An 18857-nucleotide genomic window follows, 5' to 3' on the forward strand; every position below is an offset into this window, starting at 1 on the left:
CGCTTTTCAGTCTTTCAGCACGCGGTGGCTTGTTGCCCACACAGTTGCAGGGAGGCCAGCATAACCCGGTTAGCCGCCTGTACCCAACACAGGCTTACAGGTCCAGCAGGCCCTGCACCGGTTGGTCACCAATAATGGCACGGCAGGAGCCATCGCCAAAAGTCAGGTCAACCTGTTGCCCACTTCTCAATCCTGCGGCTTTTGTCACGGGATGGCCCTCCGCCGTGACCAGCGCGTAACCACGCGCCAGCACAGCCTGGGGGGATACGGCCTCCAACTGCCCGGCAGCCCCACCCAGCGCAATACGCCGCTCACGTAAGAGCGCCATAAGGGGGGCGGGGGACACACGGCAATGGCCCAGCCGCACCTCCTGCCGTTGCAGGGTATGCTGCATACCCCCCACAAATGCTCCTCCCACCACGGCAAGCCGTGTTCTGCGGCCGGACAGAAGCGTTTCCACCGCAGGCATGTGCCGTTCCACCGCCACAAGGTCCGCCTTGCGGCGGCGGACAAGGGCGGGCAGGGCCACGTCCAGCCTGCGGGCACGGTCATCAAGCTGCATGCGCGCGGTCTGCACCAGACCGGGCAGGTCCGGCAGCGCCGCGGCCGCCCTGTCCAGCCGCAGGCGGGCAGTCTGCATCTGTCGGGCCAGCGCACCCGTGGCACGGGCGGCGCGGTGTTCAATTTCGGCCAGCAGTTCGCTCCGCACAGGCACGGCCATTTCTGCCGCCGCCGTGGGGGTGGGCGCTCTGCGATCGGAGGCAAAGTCGATCAGGGTTGTATCGGTTTCATGCCCTACGGCCGAGATTAAGGGAATGGAACAGGCCGCCACCGCCCGCACCACGCCTTCATCATTAAAAGCCATCAGGTCTTCAAGCGAGCCGCCTCCGCGCGCCACAATCAGCACATCGGGCCTTGGCACGCCCCCTGTCCCATCCAGCGCGGAAAAACCGTTAATGGCGGCCACAATCTGGGCTGCGGCTCCTTCACCCTGCACGGGCACCGGCCACACCACCACAGGCCGGGGAAAGCGCCGCCTGAGCGTTGTGCAGATATCGTGCAGCACGGCCCCCTGCGAGGATGTGACAAGCCCGATCACACGCGGCAGCAGGGGAATGGGGCGTTTGCGGGCAGGGTCAAACAGCCCCTCTTCCCCCAGCCTTATCCGCAGGCGCTCAATACGGGCAAGCAATGCTCCCTCGCCCGCATATTCCATACGTTCCACGATAAGCTGGTAGCTTGAACGCTCGCCATAGGAGGAGACCTTGCCGGTTGCAATAATTTCCAGCCCGTTTTCGGGCACCAGCCCAAGGCGGCTTACACTGCCACGCCAGACCACGCCGGAAATCTTGCCCTGCTCATCCTTGAGCGAAAAATAGATATGTCCGGAGGGGTAACGCTTGAATTCCGTAATTTCGCCACGCACGCGCACGCGGCTGAACGACCCCTCCAGCGTACGCCGGATTGCGCCAGAAATTTCCGAAACCGTATATTCAGGGACATTGCCGCCAGATGGGGAGGCGGCTCCAAACTCTTCGTGCATCCGCACAACCTATGCTACAGACGCTCGCCCTGAAAGAGCAGACATGAACAGCAGGAGAAAAGAATTGCGCGTACTTCTGGTAGGCTCAGGTGGCCGTGAACATGCCATGGCCGAAACACTCGCCAAATCCCCGGCACTTTCCGCGCTGTTCATTGCCCCCGGCAACCCCGGCACGGCCCGTTGCGGAACCAACGTGCCCATTGGCGCGCATGACGTGGCAGCCCTTGTAACCTTTGCCCGTGAGCAGAAGATTGATCTGGTGGTGCCCGGCCCCGAAGCACCACTGGTTGCAGGGTTGGCCGATGCCTGCGCACAGGCGGGACTGCCCTGTGCTGGTCCTACACAGGCCGCCGCCCGGCTTGAAGGCAGCAAGAGCTTTACCAAGGAAATCTGCGATGCGGCAGGTATTCCCACCGCAGCATGGGAACGCTTTACGGATGCGCCCTCCGCCATTGCCTATGTGCGCCGCAAAGGAGCCCCCATCGTGGTCAAGGCCGATGGGCTGGCCGCAGGCAAGGGCGTTGTTGTCGCTACAACCGTAGCCGAAGCCGAAGCCGCCATTACGGACATGATGACAGGTGGCGCACTGGGCGATGCTGGCCGCAGCGTGGTGATCGAAGATTGTCTTGTGGGGGAGGAAGTCTCGCTCTTTGCCTTCTGTGCGGGGGAGACCGCCTGCCTGATTGGCGCCGCACAGGACCACAAACGCATTGGAGATGGGGATACAGGCCCCAATACCGGGGGCATGGGTGCGGTCTCCCCCCCAAAAAACTTTGGCCGGGCGGAGCAGGAAGCGGCACTGGACCTGCTGGTACGCCCCATGCTGCGCGAAATGGTGCGCCGGGGTACGCCATTCCGGGGTGTTATTTTTGCCGGGCTGATGCTGACCGGGCATGGACCATCGCTGATCGAATACAATGTGCGCTTTGGTGACCCCGAAGCCGAAGCCCTGCTCCCACGCCTGACATCAGACCTGTTGCCCGCCCTGCAGGCACTGGCCGAGGACCGGCTGGACGTGGCCCCCATTACGTTTTCCAACCAGGCATCGGTCTGTGTGATCATGGCGGCACGGGGTTACCCCGGCAGCCCCGAAAAAGGGGCCGTGATCCATGGTGTAGACACAGCCAATGCTCTGGAAGGCGTGCGGGTTTTTCAGGCAGGCACCACACAGAACATGGCAGGAGACCTGGTGGTTTCAGGCGGGCGCGTGCTGGCTGTCTGCGCACTGGCGGACACGGTGCTGGAAGCCCAGAAGCGCGCCTATGCCGGTGTCAAGGCCATTACGTGGAACGGCGCGGTCTGGCGGACGGATATTGGCAGGCACGCCCTGTAAGCAGGCGGGTAAAAAAAAGGGGCACCTGCCCCCGCCAACCAGAACACCCCCATGCCGCCCGGCAGCCCCGGCGGCATGGGCCTTACCCGCTACAACCCGGAGCATGCCCAAGCACAAGGGCATCGGACCCATCGGGGTAATAGGCCCGGCGCAGACCTTTTTGCTCAAACCCTGCCTGTGCATACAGCTTTTGCGCGGCAAGGTTGCCAACGGACACTTCCAGAAAAACCATTTCGGCTTTTTGCGCTCTGGCGTGGGCGAGACTCCATGCCACCAGCAGCGCGGCCAGTCCCTGCCGCCTGTACGCAGGCAAGACGCACAGGGTCAGGATTTCAGCCTCCCCCGCCACACAGCGTAGCATGACAAACCCTACAGGCTGCTCACCGGTCAGCACCAGCCCGGCACAAACACCGGCTGACCCCAACAGGCTGAGCATGGCGGTTGTGTCCCACTGCTCCTGCGGAGCAAAGCACTGTGTATGCAGGCAGGCCAGCACAGCCGCATGCCCCACCCCCACACACTGCATTTGCGACAAAACCATTATACCGGAGCAGCCCGCAACCCATTGGCTGGCAGTTTAGCCTCTGGCGGGTCCACATAAACAGGCAGTGCTCCACGCGGCGACAAGTCTCCACGCACCCGGCGCAGGGCCGTAGCAGCCACCTGCTCTACATCAGGATGGGTAATCGGGCACATGATAGCGGAGGGAAAAGCCAGATCAGCACGGGACTCACCCGCAACCAGCCACTGACCCTGCGGGGCGGACCAGTCGGCTATGGTCACGGCCCGCGCGCCCTGCCTGTCTTCCACAAATACGCGGCCACGCCGGGCGGCAGTCACCACGACCCAGCCCGCCATATGGTCGGGTTGGGCAGCAAGGGCGGCATCCAGTTCCGGGGCCAGAGCCTCTGCCCGCGTCACCCCTACAACCGGGCAGCCCACGCCTACGGCATACCCGGCCGCCACAGCACAGGAGGCCCGCAAGCCGGTAAAAGACCCCGGCCCCACCACAACCGCAACCATATCCGGCGTGGTACCCTGCATGCGTGACCAGCCAGCCTGTTGCAAAACCTGCGCGGCCAGCAGACCAAGCCCTTCCGCCGCCTGCTTGCCCGCCTCCTGCCGGAAGGCAAGCACCTGCAACACGCCATCCGTATTGGCAATACAGGCCGCCGTACCACAGGCATGATCGCCTGCGGGGCTCCCGTCGAGCACCAGAATACGCTGCACCACTATTCTACAATCCGACAGGCCTGATCGAACTCAAGGCGGGGAGCACGCTCGGACTGCCCCGCGAAGTCTCCATACCCCAGACAGAGCAGGAAATTGGCACGCCAGCCCCATTCCGCCAGAAAAGCGTCCTCCACCACGGACTGGTCAAACCCCGAAACGGGCAGAACATCCAGCCCAAGGGCGCGAGCAGCCATGATCATATATGCGCCCTGCAAGGTGCCATTGCGAAAAGCGGTTTCCTCGGACAAGCCAACATCCGCGGCAAACCATGAGCGCAGTTCTTCCCCCGGGCTCAGCTTGGGAAGTTGTTCAAAAAAAAGCGGGTCATGGGCCAGCACGGCAATAACCGGCGCGCCCATAACCCGATTGACATTCCCTGCGGACAGGGCAGGGCGCAGCTTTTCGCGCCCACTGGTGCCGGTAATAAAAACAATGCGGGCAGGGCAGCAATTGCCCGAGGTTGGCCCCATGCGCACCAGATCATATATCTGGTGCAGCAAAGCCTCCTCCACAGGGCGGGTGGTCCAGCGCAGGGGGGTTCGCGCCTTTGTAAACAGCAGTTCTAACCCACTTGCGTCCAACATGTTCTGTCCTGCCTCCTGCTACGCCAACCTGCTCCGGCGCGTGACCTTCCTCTTTTAAGGCAAGCATCCCGCTCCGGAAAGAGCCACCGTTACGGGGGCTGCTCAGTCTACCTGCTCGACCGAGACAACCTCTGGCACGTAATGCTTGAGCATGTTTTCCACCCCATGCTTGAGCGTTGCGCGGGAGGACGGGCAGCCGGAGCACGCACCCTGCATGGTCAGGCGCACAATCCCGTTGCGATACCCACGAAAAACAATATCCCCGCCATCACCCGCAACGGCAGGGCGCACACGCGTGTCCAGCAGTTCCTTGATCTGGACAACAATCTCCGCATCTTCCGGGGCAATCTCGTCTTCAAGAACAGCAACGCCCTCAGCGACAACTGGCAGACCCGCTACAAAATGATCCATCAGGGCGGACAGCACCAGCGGACGCAGTTCCTCCCAGTCCGCGCTGTCGGACTTGGTGACGGAAACAAAATCGTTCCCCAAAAACACGCGGGCAACACCGGGCAGGGCAAACAGCGCATCGGCCAGAACCGAACGCCCGGCCACGGCATCGGCATCAATAAAGTCTATGGTGCCCGCATCCCCCACCACGGCCTGACCGGGCAGGAACTTGAGTGTTGCGGGGTTGGGGGTACCTTCGGTTTCGATAAACATGGCGGAAATGTCCGATCTGTAGGATAAGCCTGTACGATTACCTTTCAGTTGGCACCAGAATGAGGACAGAACAAGTTCTGTATGAAAATTTTAGTGCCACCATGCCCCAAAACAGGGGCGGGGAAGGCTGTTTTGGGTCATTCCAGCCCGACACCCGCACAAGGCAGCCATGCCATGCACGGTTTGCAGCCCCGGCCCTCTCCCCCCTTACCCGGCCCGGAACTGGACAAGGCGCGCCCTTAACGCGGGATCATGCGCGTAAATATATAGCCCTCTGACCGCGCGCGTCATCAACACATTGATCGCATTGAGCATGATGCGCTCCATGGTCTGCCCGGGCTGGGCAAAGCCGTTACGCCCGGCAAAGGCTGCGCTGTCCTCATACCGGGCCGGGTCGAGCACAAGGGTATTACCCGCTGCGTCATACCTTACAGATGGGCCAAGCAGCAGACCAACGTAGTTCAGGTCGAACCCCTGCACGGTGTAAACGGAACCGACCTCATCTATCGTATTGGCGCGTTCCGCCCATGGCAGGCGGGCTTCGGGCCGGGCAATGTCCCATTTAAGCCGAAAGCGCCCCTCGGTTACAAAATGCTCCCTGCCATCCAGCCGGTAAGGATAATCATATGTTGCCACCATGCGGGAGAGGCCGAACTCCGTGTTTTTATCACGCACCAGATCATACATATCCTGTGCATCCTCAAAAACCCTGAGATCAAAAAACGGGTCATGGGGAATAGGAAGAATGGTTTTTTTACAAAAGGCGTCTATCCATGCACATGTCTGTGCACCAGCCTGCATCCGGAACTGGTTTTTAAGCTGGCAGGTCTGGACCTGCCGTTGCGCCAGAACAGATTCCAGTGTGCTTTTTGTCCAGTGGCTTTTGAACCTGAGAACCTGCATGTCATCAAAAACCAGCACGACAACCCTTGCACATTTCAGAATTTCCTCAAGGTGATTATCCTGTACAAACCTGTTGTATTTATCAGATTTTGTTAAAAGAAGATGTGCTTCATCTACCAGAACAACATCTGCCACCTGTCCGGTTCTGTGCATGGTGTTTATGAAAGTTGTTGGCCGCTCATAATCTTTCTTTTTTACATAAATCGAATGTTCCGAGATATTTTTATAAAGTTTCATCATCTCAGGATGATTGACCAGAAGATAATTCCTTGTTCCCGTTAACGGGTTTGTGCCCGCCTGTTGCCGGGACATTTTTTGTATTTCGTTAAAAATTTTATTGATAACAATACTTTTTCCTGTTCCCGCATGTCCTTCAATTACAAAAACAGCATTCCCCTGTCCGATATGATCCTGACAGAACCTGACAACCTGCCCACACAGACGCTCCTGCTCCACGGAAAGAGAACGATCAGGAGAGAGTTTTTGCAAAGCCTGGTTGTTTTTCCTATCCACCGCATTTAACCCCGTACAACAAAAAAGCCTTTCCTCCAGTATGAGGAAAGGCTTTTGATCCGTCCAGAAAACCCTCCGGTTTTTAGCGCAGGATACCCGTGTGACCAATGGAATACCGGCCCGGCTGCGGCCATACGGTCAGGCCATGCGGTTCCTGCCCAACCGGAATACTGATCATGGTCCCGTCATCGGTGTTAATCCGGTAAACAACATCATCAAACCGGCCAGACAGCCACAGGGCTTTACCATCCGCGCTGACATTGCCCATATCCGGGCTGCCACCACCGGGGACAAGCCATGTCGCCACAACCTTGTTTGTCGCAAAATCAATCACCGAAACCCCGCCCCCCTTACTATGGGGGTGACCATGAATCAGGTGGGAACCACGGTTGGCGACATACATTTTTGTACCATCACGGCTGGGATACAGCCCATGTGCGCCCAGCCCCGTGTGAATAAAGCCTATCTCGCGGAATGTATCTCCATCCACCAGAAACACGCCGTCGGCCATCATATCGGCAACATAAAAGATTTTGCCATTCGGGGAGACCAGAACATCCTGCGGCATACCACCACTGGACAGTTTGAGGTAACCCAGAACCTTTTTCTCAACCATATCCACCTTGACCAGATGGCCACCAAATTCGCATGTAAAAATGGCGTAGCGCCCATCTATGGAAAAATCGGCATGGTTGACACCCTTGCACTCGGGCACATCAATGGACTGCTGCAACTGCATGCTGTGCGGGTCACGAAAATCCAGACGCTTGCGGGCTTCGGCTACCACAATGGCCGATTTGCCATCTGGCGTAAAATACATGTTGTAGGGATCATCTACCGCAATGGAAGGACCGGGACGGCCCGTACGCGGGTCAATGGGGGTCAGGCTGCCATGAGTGGTGCCTTCCGCATTGTTGGTGACCCACAGGGTGCGCAGGTCCCATGACGGCACAACATGCTGGGGGCTTTTCCCTACAGGGAAGCGATCCACTACCTTGTTGGTAGCCGGGTCAATAACAGACACATCGTTCGAGCGCAGGTTGGGGACGTAAATCCGCTTCAGATCCAGTACCACTTCTGGCGCAATGTGACCGACCCCTGTTTCGCTGTACAGGTCGGCCGGGTTGGGGACCGGGGGCATGCCAGGAATGGTCTGCACCAGAGGAGCCGCCGTGCGACTCCCGCCCTCGGACGGAGTACCAACACTCTGCGCCCAACCGGGCGCACTGCCAGCATTTATGCCAACAATGGCAACCGCTGCAACCAGATACTGCTTAAAACCCATAACCCAGACCCTTCTGTGCCTGTTATCACTCTAACGCCTGATACGGCTCCGCATTTATCATGCGGCGTAAATAACGTCTATTCGGGGGTGATTAAAATCTTTCATTTATTATTATAGAAAAATTATTCCATATATTTATTTGCGGCGTGCATCATCAATGGCTTTAACGGCCGCATCCACCTGCATGGACAAACCGGGCTGCCCCAACGTGGACGTGGCCCGCCGCGGATCTCCACCATAAATCCCCTGTGCCGCAGACGGGTTAGGTGCGTGGCGCAGGGCTTCCTCCCGGACCATGGATGGATCAACCGCAAGCATAAGCGATGTATCGCCTATATCCGCATGCTGGCCTACATCCAGCCTGTAGCCATTCTGCCGGAGCCACTCGCTATACTGGTGAGGGATCACATTGTAGTAATCCCGCACATACAGCACCCGTGCGCCCACGGCCTGCCACCGTACATTCAGTTGCGCGGCCAGTTTTTCCATATCTTTCTGATAGCCACCATGGTCACCGATCAGAACAACCAGCCTGAACCCCTGCACCCGAAAACTTTCGGCAATGGAGGTCAGCATTCTGTCAAACACATCCGGCGGTAATGTAATGGTGCCGGGGAAGCGCATATGCGATGTACGCGGAGCCGTACCCCCCTCTGGCACATAGGCCACCACAGGAGCCACCAGCGTTCTGCCAGACTGACGGGCTATTTTTTCAGCCTGAAACTGCACACGGCTGTTATGTTTGCCAACAGCTATGTACGGCCCACTCTGCTCAGTACCCCCGACAGGCACAATAATGGTTGTAAAACCACAGGCTATATCCTGTGCAATTTCTGTCCATGTGAGTTTTTCAAACAGAACACTTCTGGAAAGGTTCAGGCACTGAGCCTGTACTGGCCGGGGCAATGTTGCCATAGCCCCTAAAAATATAGCACATAAGCATGCTTTTTTCATTATGACTGCACCAGAAGAGGGGCAAGAAACTGGCCCGTATAGCTTTTTTTGCACGCGGCAATGGTCTCTGGTGTGCCTTCGGCAACGATGGTGCCACCTCCATCGCCCCCTTCTGGCCCAACATCTATAATCCAGTCCGCAGTCTTGATAACTTCCAGATTATGCTCGATCACGATCACCGTATTCCCCTGATCGACCAGGGCATGCAAAACCTCAAGCAGTTTTCTGACGTCATCTGTATGCAGCCCTGTTGTGGGCTCATCCAGAATATACACGGTTCTGCCCGTAGCCCTGCGCGCGAGTTCCTTGGAAAGTTTGATGCGCTGCGCCTCCCCACCCGACAGGGTCGTTGCCTGCTGGCCAAGTGCCACATAGCCCAGACCGACCTTTTGCAAAATGGCCAGCCGGTCGCGGATACGGTTCTGTGCGGAAAAAAGTGGGTAGGCCTCATCCACACTCATGGCCAGCACATCCGCTATGGTTTTGCCCCTGAATCGGATATCCAGTGTTTCGCGGTTATAGCGCGCACCTTTACAGGCGTCACAAGTAACAAACACATCGGGGAGGAAGTGCATTTCTATTTTAAGCACGCCATCACCCTGGCAGGCCTCGCACCGTCCACCTTTGACATTGAAGGAAAAACGCCCTGCCTTGTACCCACGGGCCTTGCTCTCTGGCAGTTCGGCAAACCAGTCCCGGATGGGGGTAAACAGGTCCGTATAGGTTGCGGGGTTGGAGCGGGGGGTACGGCCAATGGGGGACTGATCAATATCAATAATCTTGTCCAGCTGCTCCATACCCTTGATTTTTTTATACGGCTCGGGCGAGGTAGCCGCTCCCATAAGCTGGCGTGAGAGCGCCTTGTAAAGCGTATCAATCACCAGAGTCGATTTACCACTCCCCGAAACACCGGTCACGCATGTAAATGTGCCAAGCGGAAAATGTGCGGTTACGTCTTTAAGATTATGCCCCGTCGCCCCTTCCACCGTAAGCATCCGTTTTTTGTTCACGGGCCTGCGCTGCTGTGGCACCTCAATCCGCTTGCGGCCAGACAGGTAAGCACCTGTCAGACTATCGGGGTTTCTGGCAACCTGTTCTGGCGTACCCTGTGCCACGACCTGGCCACCATTCACACCGGCAGCAGGCCCCATATCCACCAGCCAGTCAGCGCTTCTTATGGCGTCTTCATCATGTTCGACAACAATGAGTGTATTTCCAAGGTTTTTCAACCGATCAAGAGTACCAAGCAGGCGTGCATTATCACGCTGATGCAGCCCGATGGAAGGCTCATCCAGCACATAAAGCACACCCGTAAGCCCCGATCCGATCTGGCTTGCCAGACGGATGCGCTGGCTTTCCCCGCCGGAAAGGGTGGCTGACCCGCGTGAAAGGGTCAGGTAATCCAGCCCTACATCATCAAGGAATTTCAGGCGTTCCAGAATTTCACGCAGGATACGCCGGGCAATCTCTGCACGCTGGGGGGTAAGCGTTGGCAAAACAGTGTCAAACCAGCCCAGCGCATGACCAATAGACAGGTCACAGGCCTGCGCAATGGTCTTGTCCGCAACCCGAACAGACAGCGCCTCCGGCCGCAGACGCGCACCATGACAGACATGGCAGGCTTTTTCCGACTGATAACGGGACAGTTCTTCCTTGACCCAGGCACTATCCGTATTGGCCAGTCTTTTTTGCAGGCTTGTCAGAACTCCTTCAAACGGCCGTTCGACAACATAGCTTTTTTTACCATCCTGATAGGTAAAACTGATATCCTCTTGCACACCATGCAGAATACCGTTCTGCGCCTGCTCTGGCAGGTCGCGCCAGGGGGTATCCATGCTTACGCCAAAATGCTGCGTCAGGCTTTGCAGCGTCTGTTCCAGAAGAGGGGATTTTGCATCCTTCCATGGTGCAATAGCCCCTTTTGCAAGGGAAAGCGTAATATCGGGCACAACCAGAACCGGGTTGAAATATGTTTCCACCCCCAGACCGTCACAGGCGGGACAAGCCCCCTGTGGCGCATTGAAGGAGAAAAGGCGGGGTTCTATCTCTTCCAGAGTAAACCCGCTGACAGGGCAGGAAAAATGCGATGAAAAAACCAGTTTTTCCGGTTCGCGCTCCTCGTCCCTGAGCACTTCCTCGGCATAGACGATGCCATCACTCAGGGCCAGAGCGGTTTCAAGGCTGTCGGCCAGACGGGTCTGCACACCGGGTTTGACCACCACACGGTCCACAACCACTTCCACCGTATGGCGGAGTTTGCGGTTAAGGCTGGGGACTTCTGCAATCTCGTACAACGTGCCATCCACCCGCACACGGGTAAAACCCTTGCGCTGGAGTTCGGCCAGTTCCTTGCGGTATTCGCCCTTGCGGTCCCGAATAACGGGAGAAAGCAGCATAAGCCGCGTGCCCTCGGGCATGGCCAGAATGCGGTCCACCATCTGGGTTACGGTCTGCGCCTCAATGGGCAGACCTGTGGTGGGAGAATACGGCACACCTGCCCGCGCCCAGAGCAGACGCATATAGTCATATATTTCCGTGACCGTACCAACAGTGGAACGCGGATTTTTGGATGTTGTCTTCTGCTCGATGGAAATGGCCGGGGACAGGCCCTCTATGGAATCCACATCCGGTTTGCCCATAAGTTCCAGAAACTGGCGCGCATAGGCAGACAGACTCTCCACGTACCGGCGCTGGCCCTCCGCGTAAATGGTATCGAACGCCAAAGAGGATTTGCCCGACCCCGAAAGCCCGGTCACGACGGTCAGCCGGTCACGGGGGATATCGATATCAACATTCTTCAGGTTATGGACACGTGCGCCACGCACCCGAATGCTGTGCTGACCTCGAAGACCTGATTTTGTCATGCAAGAGCTCTTTACCGCCGTTCCTGTTTTGTCCTCTATTATGGCGCTTTAATCCGTCCCTATGCAATCCATGAAACACACCAGAGGCAGCCGCCATGCAAAATGCCCGACCCGACCATTCCGGCCATTGCGCTTGCGAACATGATTGACCATTTACAGACACAAGTGGTGTACTGTGGCCAAAAGCATCGCAGACGCCATTTTGCCTGCGTGACAGAAATTTGAGGAACAAAACCAGATGGAGCATCTGATCGGTCAGTCAGCCCCGAGCACGGATAACAGTTTTGGCGGCTCGGATGCTGCTGCTGTAATTACCGATGGTACGCAGGCAAGCTTTATGCACGACGTTATGGACGCCAGCCGGAACGTACCTGTTCTGGTGGACTTCTGGGCGGAATGGTGCAGCCCGTGCAAGCAGTTGACCCCTATTTTGGAAAAAGTCGTCACCGCTGCCAAAGGCAAGGTGCGGCTGGTTAAAATTGATATTGAAGCCAACCGCGCCCTTGCAGGCCAGTTGGCACAGGCTGGCCTGCCGCTCCAGTCCATTCCGCTGGTGGCAGCCTTCTGGAAAGGGCAGATTCTGGACGTGTTCCAGGGAGCCCTGCCCGAAAGTGAAGTGAAAAAATTTGTGGAAACCCTGCTCAAAGCCAGCGGGGGTGGCACCCTGCCTGCAACAGAGCAGTTGCACGAAGCCGATGTCGCCCTGGAAACGGGTCAGCCAGCCGAAGCCGCAGCCATGTATTCTGCCGTTATTGGCGAGGAGCCCGAAAACGCCAAAGCCTGGGGTGGGCTGATCCGTGCCATGCTGGCTCTTGATGATGAAGAAGCCGCAGAAGCGGCACTGGCCGATGTACCCGCAAAAATCACGGATGCACCGGAAGTCACCGGGGCCCGCGCAGCCCTTGAGCTGAAAAAGGAAGGCCGTCAGGCAGCCGAAGCCATGGAAGGCATTCGGGCACGGCTGGACGCCAACCCGGAGGACTACGAAGCCCGCTGTGAACTGGCTACAGCCCTGAACGCCGCAGGCAAACGTGAGGACGCAGCAAACGAACTGCTCCACATCATCAGGGCCGACCGGAGCTGGAAAGATGGCGCAGCCCGCCAGCAGCTCCTGCGTTTTTTTGAAGCATGGGGGAACGATGACCCCGCTACGGTTCTGGCCCGCCGCCGCCTGTCCTCCCTCCTGTTCTCCTGATCCGTCTCTTGCCCCGCACAACACCCCTGTTTGTAGATGATGATATTCCCCGCCGTATTCCACGGCTGGGAGACATGACACTGGCGGATATTCCGCCAGAAGTGGGGCTTTTCCCACTGAGTGGCGTGCTGCTCCTGCCTCGGGGCAAGCTGCCGCTCAATGTGTTTGAACCCCGCTACATTGCTCTGGTGGAAGATGCCCTGGCATCACACAGGCTGATCGGTCTTATTCAGCCCCGCTGGCAGGAAGATGAAGACGAAGGAAACGAAGCGCCCCCCCTTTATCCCATTGGCTGCCTTGGCCGCCTGACCTCCATGACCGAACGGGCCGATGGCACCTACGCCATGACCCTGACCGGCCTGCTCCGCTTCCGCCTGCTGCGTGAGACGGGGCTACGCCGTGGTTACAGGGTTGCACGTATTGACGTATCCTCCTTTGCGGGGGACCTGAACGAAATTCCTTCCGAACCGTTTGACCGGGCCCAGCTCCTGAACTCGCTCAAGCATTATTTTCAAAAAAAAGGACTGAATGCCCGCTGGTCCCTGATAGAACAGATGGACGACAGCCTGCTTCTGGTCACTTTACCCATGATCTGTCCTTTCCCTCCGGCGGAAAAACAGGCATTGCTGGATGCAGAAAATCTGACAGACCGTGTGCGGGTCCTGCAAACACTGCTAGACCTGTCGGGTCCGGAACAGGAAGGCCCTCCTTCCTGACAATATGATGTGGGAACCGTTTTATGTCCGATACAGCACCGCTTGATCCGCGCCTTCTGTCCATTCTGGTCTGCCCCGTGACCAAAGGCCCGCTGGTTTTTAACGCGCAGACCAATGAACTGATCAGCGAAAAGGCCGGACTGGCCTTTCCTGTCCTTGACGGTATTCCCGTTATGCTACCCGACGAAGCCCGCCGTATTGAAGGCTGATTGACGCTTTTTTCCCTCTGCCTCGGATTTGCCCATGCTTCTGGGAAAAAAAAACCACGCTTATTTTAAAAGCCTGCTCCTGCTCGCTCCAGTGCTGGCAGGCTGCCACCACATGATTGAGGGGGATGATATTGATCTCCCCCCCGAACGCCCCGGCCGCTTTTTACCCGAGGCTGCACCGGCAGAAGCACGGGCTGCGCAAAGAGATGTGGAACGGCAGGAAAAGCTGGATGCAGCCCAGCAAGCCGCAGGCATAAAAAAACCAGACACCCCACCCAGACCCGAAGACCACTACGAAGTCCTGCCTCCTATGTATGATGGTGGTGGCTCGGCTGGCCCAATGCTTACGGAAGACGGCCATACCATTACGCCTCAAGCACAGGCTATTTACGGCAAGCCGGACGACAGCCATGTGCAAAAATCCAGATAACGCGGAACTTTAAAACTCTGCATCATGCTGGTGGGATGTTCTGCGGCGTAGAATATCCCCTATAGCCATCCCCATAACGCCGGTCATCATCCCTATGGCCGTTGGAATGGCACCTCCTCCGGGTAACAGGCCAACCAGCACACTGCTGAGCGAGCCAAAGCTGTACTGCATGGTACCCAGCAGGGCAGATGCACTCCCCGCATGGTGCCCATGGCGGGAGAAGGACATGACCGTACCATTGGGGCTAATAAACCCCAATGCTCCGGTCAGCCCCACAATAAAGACGCAGGTCAGCCATGGATGACCTACCCCGACCACACCCGCCAGTGCCAGAGCCACAAAGACACACCCCAGCACAAAAGCCCATAGAATAGCCCCATCCAGCAGGGCGGGCATGGATACACGATGAATCAAACGTCCGTTGATCTGGGTACCCAGAATAAAAGCAGCCGCATTAGCACCAAAAAAAAGTCCAAACGCTCCTGCCGAAAAATGCAATCTCTGTTCAAACAGAACAGGCGCACTGCCCAGATAGGCGAACATGACAAAAGTGGAGAATGTTGTGATCAGGGCGTTGGAAAAAAAGACCGGCTCGCGCAAAATACTCTGGTAGCGCCATAAAATTTCCACCGGGCGGAAACGGATACGCCTTTCAGCCACCAGCGTATCGGGCAGCATAAGCAGCACACCCACAATGGCAGCAATCGCGTAGAGCGTACCAATCCAGAACATCCATCGCCAGTCACCCATTTTTAAAACAAGGCTTCCCAGCCCCGGAGCAAGAACAGGCATGACACCAAAAACCAGTGTCAACTGCGCCATTATATGTGCGCCTTTTTTGCCTGTTGCCACATCCCGCACAATTGCACGTGGGATAACCGCGCAGGCGGACCCACCAAACGCGCCAATAAAACGCAACAGGCAGAACAGGTGGTAACTACTCACCAGTGCGCACCCGGCAGAGGCGAGTGCATATACACCCAACCCCACGACCAGAGGCCCCTTGCGCCCGAACCGGTCAGACAGAGGGCCTTGAGAGAACTGACCAAAAGCCAACCCCAGAAACCATGCTCCCAGCGTAAACTGTGCAGACCCGGCCCCACCCCCCAGATCATGCTCGACCAATGGAAAAGCAGGCAGATACATATCTGTCGCCAACGGCCCGATGGCCGTGACCAGCCCCAGAAGAAAAACAAGCCTTAATGGAAAAACGGATATCGGGGCCGTGGGAGAAGGTGTCATATTTTAAATTACCGGAGAAAGAATAGGTCTTTTTTTCTCCCGCCACTCTGCTTTTGTCCACCACCTAAAACCGGGCACCTCCTGCTCGGGCAGCGTATCCCGTCAAAAAGGCTGCCGGACGAACCGGCAGCCCGGATATCTGGCTTATTCTGGCTTGCCACTCTGGGCAGGCCTGAGTTGGAGTGGCATTTTACCTCTACAATCCAACGGATGCTCAGGCTGTTCGGCAATCTGCTTGAGTTGCTGGCTGGTCAGAATATCATGGATCTGCGCCTCAACCTGAAGCTTATGCAGGGCATACTGCGTATGTAACGCACTGATCTGCTGTTCCAGACCCTGCAACTTGGCCTGGTCAACCGGGCCCGGTGTTGTCAGCACGGTACGGATCTGCTCCTGCAGGGCATGAGCTTGCTCCATACCTGCCTTGGGGTCTTCCGGCCGATTGGAATCGAACACAGCCTTGATCTTTTTTTTCTGTTCGGCGGTCAGTTTGACCCCGTCCAGCCTAAGAATATGCCCACCCGGCCCGTGGTGCATGCCACCACATTCCGGCACAGGGGGAGGCGTTCCAACAGAAGGCGCAACGCCATCCGCCCGAGCAGCAGCCCCGGAAAACGCTGCAAGACCCATAACCAGTGTTGTTGCCAGCAATGCTCTTTTCATCATTCAGCTTTCATCAATGCCATGCTGCAAGGCACCACACACCCTGCCTGTGAAGAACAGTGACACCCGGATATGTCTGAAAAAAGGCATTGCATCCCTTACAGGATGCCGAACTGGAATACCAGTTTCTGGCGATTTGCGATAAATTCCTAAAGTGTGTCGCATCATCCCGTTTGAGCGGCTGCACCCCATCTTCTTCCGCCTATCTGACATCATGACTGCCAGCGGACGATATGGCGCAGGAGTGGCCGTGGAGGCGATGCCTCTGGGAGCATTTCCTGTGCCTATGCCAACGGCCTGCCTTACTCCGCCGGATTAAGCGGATAATGCTCCCTGACATCGTCATGCGCTTTGTGGCCCCAAGCACCAGACCTGCTCTGCGTAGTTGACAGCAATTCACAATACCACTGAGCCGTATTCCCGATCCGGCGGCAGGTCACCGGAGAAGAGAGCTGAAGGATAACTTTCAAGCCTCTTGTCATTGGCTCAACCCCGAGCCATATAACCGGTGCTCCTCCCTTTCGGCAGTCACTAAAAAGGGTAAATCAGCCGCATTGGATAGGGCATATGTCATTGATGGCGTTACAGAATTTTCTGCAGAATACAGTGCACGGTTTCTGAGAAATCGAACGCAAATGATTTTGGCAGGGTTAAAAGAAGGATGCTGGATATCAGGACGGTCGCCATGTGGTGGCCATCAGGTTCGTACAAACCTGTGATATTTTTGCTCAAGCCCCTTATCTGTTGCGAAGGATTTGCAAAATGGCAGGCTGGCCAGGAAATGCAAAGTGAAAGCAAATTATTGTTTTTCACTTCTGAAAGGGTTCCGAGTATGAAGTAGTGTGGAAAAATCAATCAATAAAAATAAGTTTACATTTAAGAGGGGCTCCGCGACGTGAATGAGATTGCTGTAAAACTGATTGATGAAATTGACACGATTATTGAAAGGGAATGGCCAAGAACACTGTTCTTTGGACAAAACCGTGTAAATTTGCAGCGGGCTAAAGAAAATATATCGGAAGTCATCAGGAATGAGATAGGGAAAGTTATCTCTCACTCAAAACATATCGAGCAGGAAATAGACGTAAAAGTTGAACACCACATAGATCCCGGTGTTCCAAAATATATTGACGAAGGTCTTGTCGCACTGGCGGCAGCTGATCTGGCGTATCGTATTCCAATGCCAGTTCCGGCTGAATTTCAAGATTTATGTGATGATTTTAACGTAATGATGGAGACCCTTCAGGGAACATTGCGTGTTATTAATAACAATAGCCAGCATCTGTATGTAAGTGGTCATGAAATCAGTAAATCAACCACGGACCTGGCAAAAAGAACGGAAAGTCAGGCTTCCAACCTTGAGGAAACAGCTTCGGCTCTTTCTGAAATTACAGATGCAGTAAAAAGTACCGCAAAAGATGCAGAAACTGTAAGAGATATTGTTAAAAATGCAGAAAATATCCTTTCTGAATCTGGAAGATTTATGGAAAAAACAGTTTCTGTTATGTGTGAAATCAAAGATTCATCGAGTAAAATTGAAAATATCATAGGAACCATTAATGATATTGCCAGCCAGACGAATATACTGGCTGTTAACGCCAGTATCGAAGCCGCCAGAGCAGGTGTAGTAGGGACAGGATTTGCTGTTGTGGCAAGTGAAGTCCGGGCGCTGGCAGCACGTACTTCTGTGGCTTCGAAAGAAATCCGGCGTTTGATTGGTGATGCCGGTCACGAAATTGAGAATGGTGTGCAATCTGTGGGGAACAGTCAGGACGCATTAAAAAATGTTGCTGATAATATAAATCAGATTAATACCCTGACCCAGAGGCTGGCTGTGGCAGCGCAACAGCAGGCCACCGGGCTCCAGCAAATCAATACAGCGGTTAGCGCCTTGGATCAGATTACGCAGCAAAATGCGACCATGGTGGAGCAGTCTGCCTCCACGATCAGTAAAATGGCGGAAGAAACCGATACACTACAATGTTTTATCAATCAGTTTGAAGGTATAGATGGTCAACCGTTAACTCTGCATGGTCAAATTGACTTAAGTTCAGCTTTGATTGCACACGCTGAGTGGAAAGCCAAACTACGTACTGCAATCATGCGGCGGCAGAAACTGGACGCGCATACAATAGCAAAAGATAACTGTTGCATGTTGGGGAAGTGGCTGTACGGGCCAGCAAGGCAGGACTACAAAAACCTTCCCGAATTTGAATTCTGTCGGAAAAAACATGCGGAGTTCCATAGAGCCGCCAGTGAAGTCGCCGAGGTTATTAATGAAGGGTACTATGATGAAGCCACGGCAATGCTCAAGGCACATACTCCTTATGCCGAAGCCTCTCGGTCCACTGGTGCCGCAATTATGAAACTGAAAGAAATATTAAGCTAAAAATTTTTCTTTTTATTATTGCGGACATTGTATGCCAATAACAGCAGGAGAGATACCATACCTCTCCTGGTTTTAAAGTACAGATCATCCATGTTTTTCTTCTCACGGGTCTGCATGTGAGAAGGGTAAGGTCGATGG

At 55.8% G+C, this 18857-nt stretch carries 17 protein-coding genes; 6 read left to right on the forward strand and 11 right to left on the reverse strand.

The genetic code is table 11. From position 1 onward, the window contains the following. Positions 1–94: 94 nt before the first annotated feature. The gene (gene xseA, locus PY793_RS08205) at positions 95–1543 is read right to left on the reverse strand and encodes an exodeoxyribonuclease VII large subunit (protein WP_275177617.1); all 1449 of its coding nucleotides are present in this window, start codon (positions 1541–1543) and stop codon (positions 95–97) included. 43 nt (positions 1544–1586) lie between these two features. On the opposite strand from xseA, the gene purD reads away from it, so the two are divergent. Further along, positions 1587–2876, forward strand: a complete 1290-nt coding sequence (gene purD, locus PY793_RS08210) for a phosphoribosylamine--glycine ligase (protein WP_275177618.1) — start codon at positions 1587–1589, stop codon at positions 2874–2876. A gap of 82 nt (positions 2877–2958) precedes the next feature. On the opposite strand, the gene PY793_RS08215 is transcribed toward purD, so the two are convergent. The 8 genes from PY793_RS08215 to uvrA all read right to left on the reverse strand — a co-directional run bounded on the left by PY793_RS08215 (position 2959) and on the right by uvrA (position 11875). After that, on the reverse strand, positions 2959–3402 hold the full coding sequence (locus tag PY793_RS08215; RefSeq protein WP_275177619.1) for a GNAT family N-acetyltransferase: 444 nt from the start codon (positions 3400–3402) through the stop codon (positions 2959–2961). A gap of 14 nt (positions 3403–3416) precedes the next feature. Further along, a complete protein-coding gene (gene tsaB / locus PY793_RS08220; protein WP_275177721.1) occupies positions 3417–4112 on the reverse strand; it encodes a tRNA (adenosine(37)-N6)-threonylcarbamoyltransferase complex dimerization subunit type 1 TsaB in 696 nt (231 codons plus the stop codon). Further along, the gene (locus tag PY793_RS08225) at positions 4109–4693 is read right to left on the reverse strand and encodes a malonic semialdehyde reductase (RefSeq protein WP_275177620.1); all 585 of its coding nucleotides are present in this window, start codon (positions 4691–4693) and stop codon (positions 4109–4111) included. The genes tsaB and PY793_RS08225 overlap by 4 nt, the downstream gene beginning before the upstream one ends. A gap of 102 nt (positions 4694–4795) precedes the next feature. After that, the gene (locus PY793_RS08230; protein WP_275177621.1) at positions 4796–5356 is read right to left on the reverse strand and encodes a NifU family protein; all 561 of its coding nucleotides are present in this window, start codon (positions 5354–5356) and stop codon (positions 4796–4798) included. A gap of 207 nt (positions 5357–5563) precedes the next feature. Then, positions 5564–6772 (reverse strand): DUF2075 domain-containing protein, encoded by a 1209-nt coding sequence (locus PY793_RS08235; protein ID WP_275177622.1) that lies wholly within the window; start codon positions 6770–6772, stop codon positions 5564–5566. Positions 6773–6854: 82 nt separating this feature from the next. Further along, positions 6855–8057 carry a YncE family protein gene (locus PY793_RS08240; RefSeq protein ID WP_275177623.1) on the reverse strand — a complete coding sequence of 401 codons (1203 nt, stop codon included), beginning with the start codon at positions 8055–8057 and terminating at the stop codon, positions 6855–6857. A 135-nt stretch (positions 8058–8192) separates the two neighbouring features. Beyond that, a complete protein-coding gene (locus tag PY793_RS08245) occupies positions 8193–9011 on the reverse strand; it encodes a creatininase family protein (protein WP_408744688.1) in 819 nt (272 codons plus the stop codon). After that, positions 9011–11875, reverse strand: coding sequence for an excinuclease ABC subunit UvrA (uvrA, locus tag PY793_RS08250; RefSeq protein ID WP_275177625.1), 2865 nt, complete (start codon positions 11873–11875; stop codon positions 9011–9013). The genes PY793_RS08245 and uvrA overlap by 1 nt, the downstream gene beginning before the upstream one ends. A 238-nt stretch (positions 11876–12113) precedes the next feature. Here uvrA and PY793_RS08255 point away from each other — a divergent pair, with 238 nt between their 5' ends. The 4 genes from PY793_RS08255 to PY793_RS08270 all read left to right on the forward strand — a co-directional run bounded on the left by PY793_RS08255 (position 12114) and on the right by PY793_RS08270 (position 14425). After that, on the forward strand, positions 12114–13070 hold the full coding sequence (locus tag PY793_RS08255; RefSeq protein WP_275177626.1) for a tetratricopeptide repeat protein: 957 nt from the start codon (positions 12114–12116) through the stop codon (positions 13068–13070). Between the two features lie 74 nt (positions 13071–13144). After that, positions 13145–13786 carry an LON peptidase substrate-binding domain-containing protein gene (locus PY793_RS08260; protein WP_275177722.1) on the forward strand — a complete coding sequence of 214 codons (642 nt, stop codon included), beginning with the start codon at positions 13145–13147 and terminating at the stop codon, positions 13784–13786. A 23-nt stretch (positions 13787–13809) separates the two neighbouring features. Continuing rightward, on the forward strand, positions 13810–13995 hold the full coding sequence (locus tag PY793_RS08265) for a Trm112 family protein (RefSeq protein WP_275177627.1): 186 nt from the start codon (positions 13810–13812) through the stop codon (positions 13993–13995). A 34-nt stretch (positions 13996–14029) separates the two neighbouring features. Next, complete coding sequence (locus PY793_RS08270) at positions 14030–14425, forward strand: hypothetical protein (RefSeq protein WP_275177628.1); 396 nt, start codon at positions 14030–14032, stop codon at positions 14423–14425. Between the two features lie 9 nt (positions 14426–14434). Here PY793_RS08270 and PY793_RS08275 read toward each other — a convergent pair whose 3' ends face one another. Then, positions 14435–15667, reverse strand: a complete 1233-nt coding sequence (locus PY793_RS08275) for a multidrug effflux MFS transporter (protein ID WP_275177629.1) — start codon at positions 15665–15667, stop codon at positions 14435–14437. A 144-nt stretch (positions 15668–15811) separates the two neighbouring features. Further along, positions 15812–16333, reverse strand: a complete 522-nt coding sequence (locus PY793_RS08280; RefSeq protein WP_275177630.1) for a Spy/CpxP family protein refolding chaperone — start codon at positions 16331–16333, stop codon at positions 15812–15814. Positions 16334–17225: 892 nt separating this feature from the next. Here PY793_RS08280 and PY793_RS08285 point away from each other — a divergent pair. Beyond that, a complete protein-coding gene (locus tag PY793_RS08285) occupies positions 17226–18719 on the forward strand; it encodes a methyl-accepting chemotaxis protein (protein ID WP_275177631.1) in 1494 nt (497 codons plus the stop codon). Positions 18720–18857: the final 138 nt, after the last annotated feature.

It is taken from the genome of Acetobacter fabarum, assembly GCF_029069195.1.
In the GTDB taxonomy this organism is placed as follows: domain Bacteria; phylum Pseudomonadota; class Alphaproteobacteria; order Acetobacterales; family Acetobacteraceae; genus Acetobacter; species Acetobacter fabarum_A.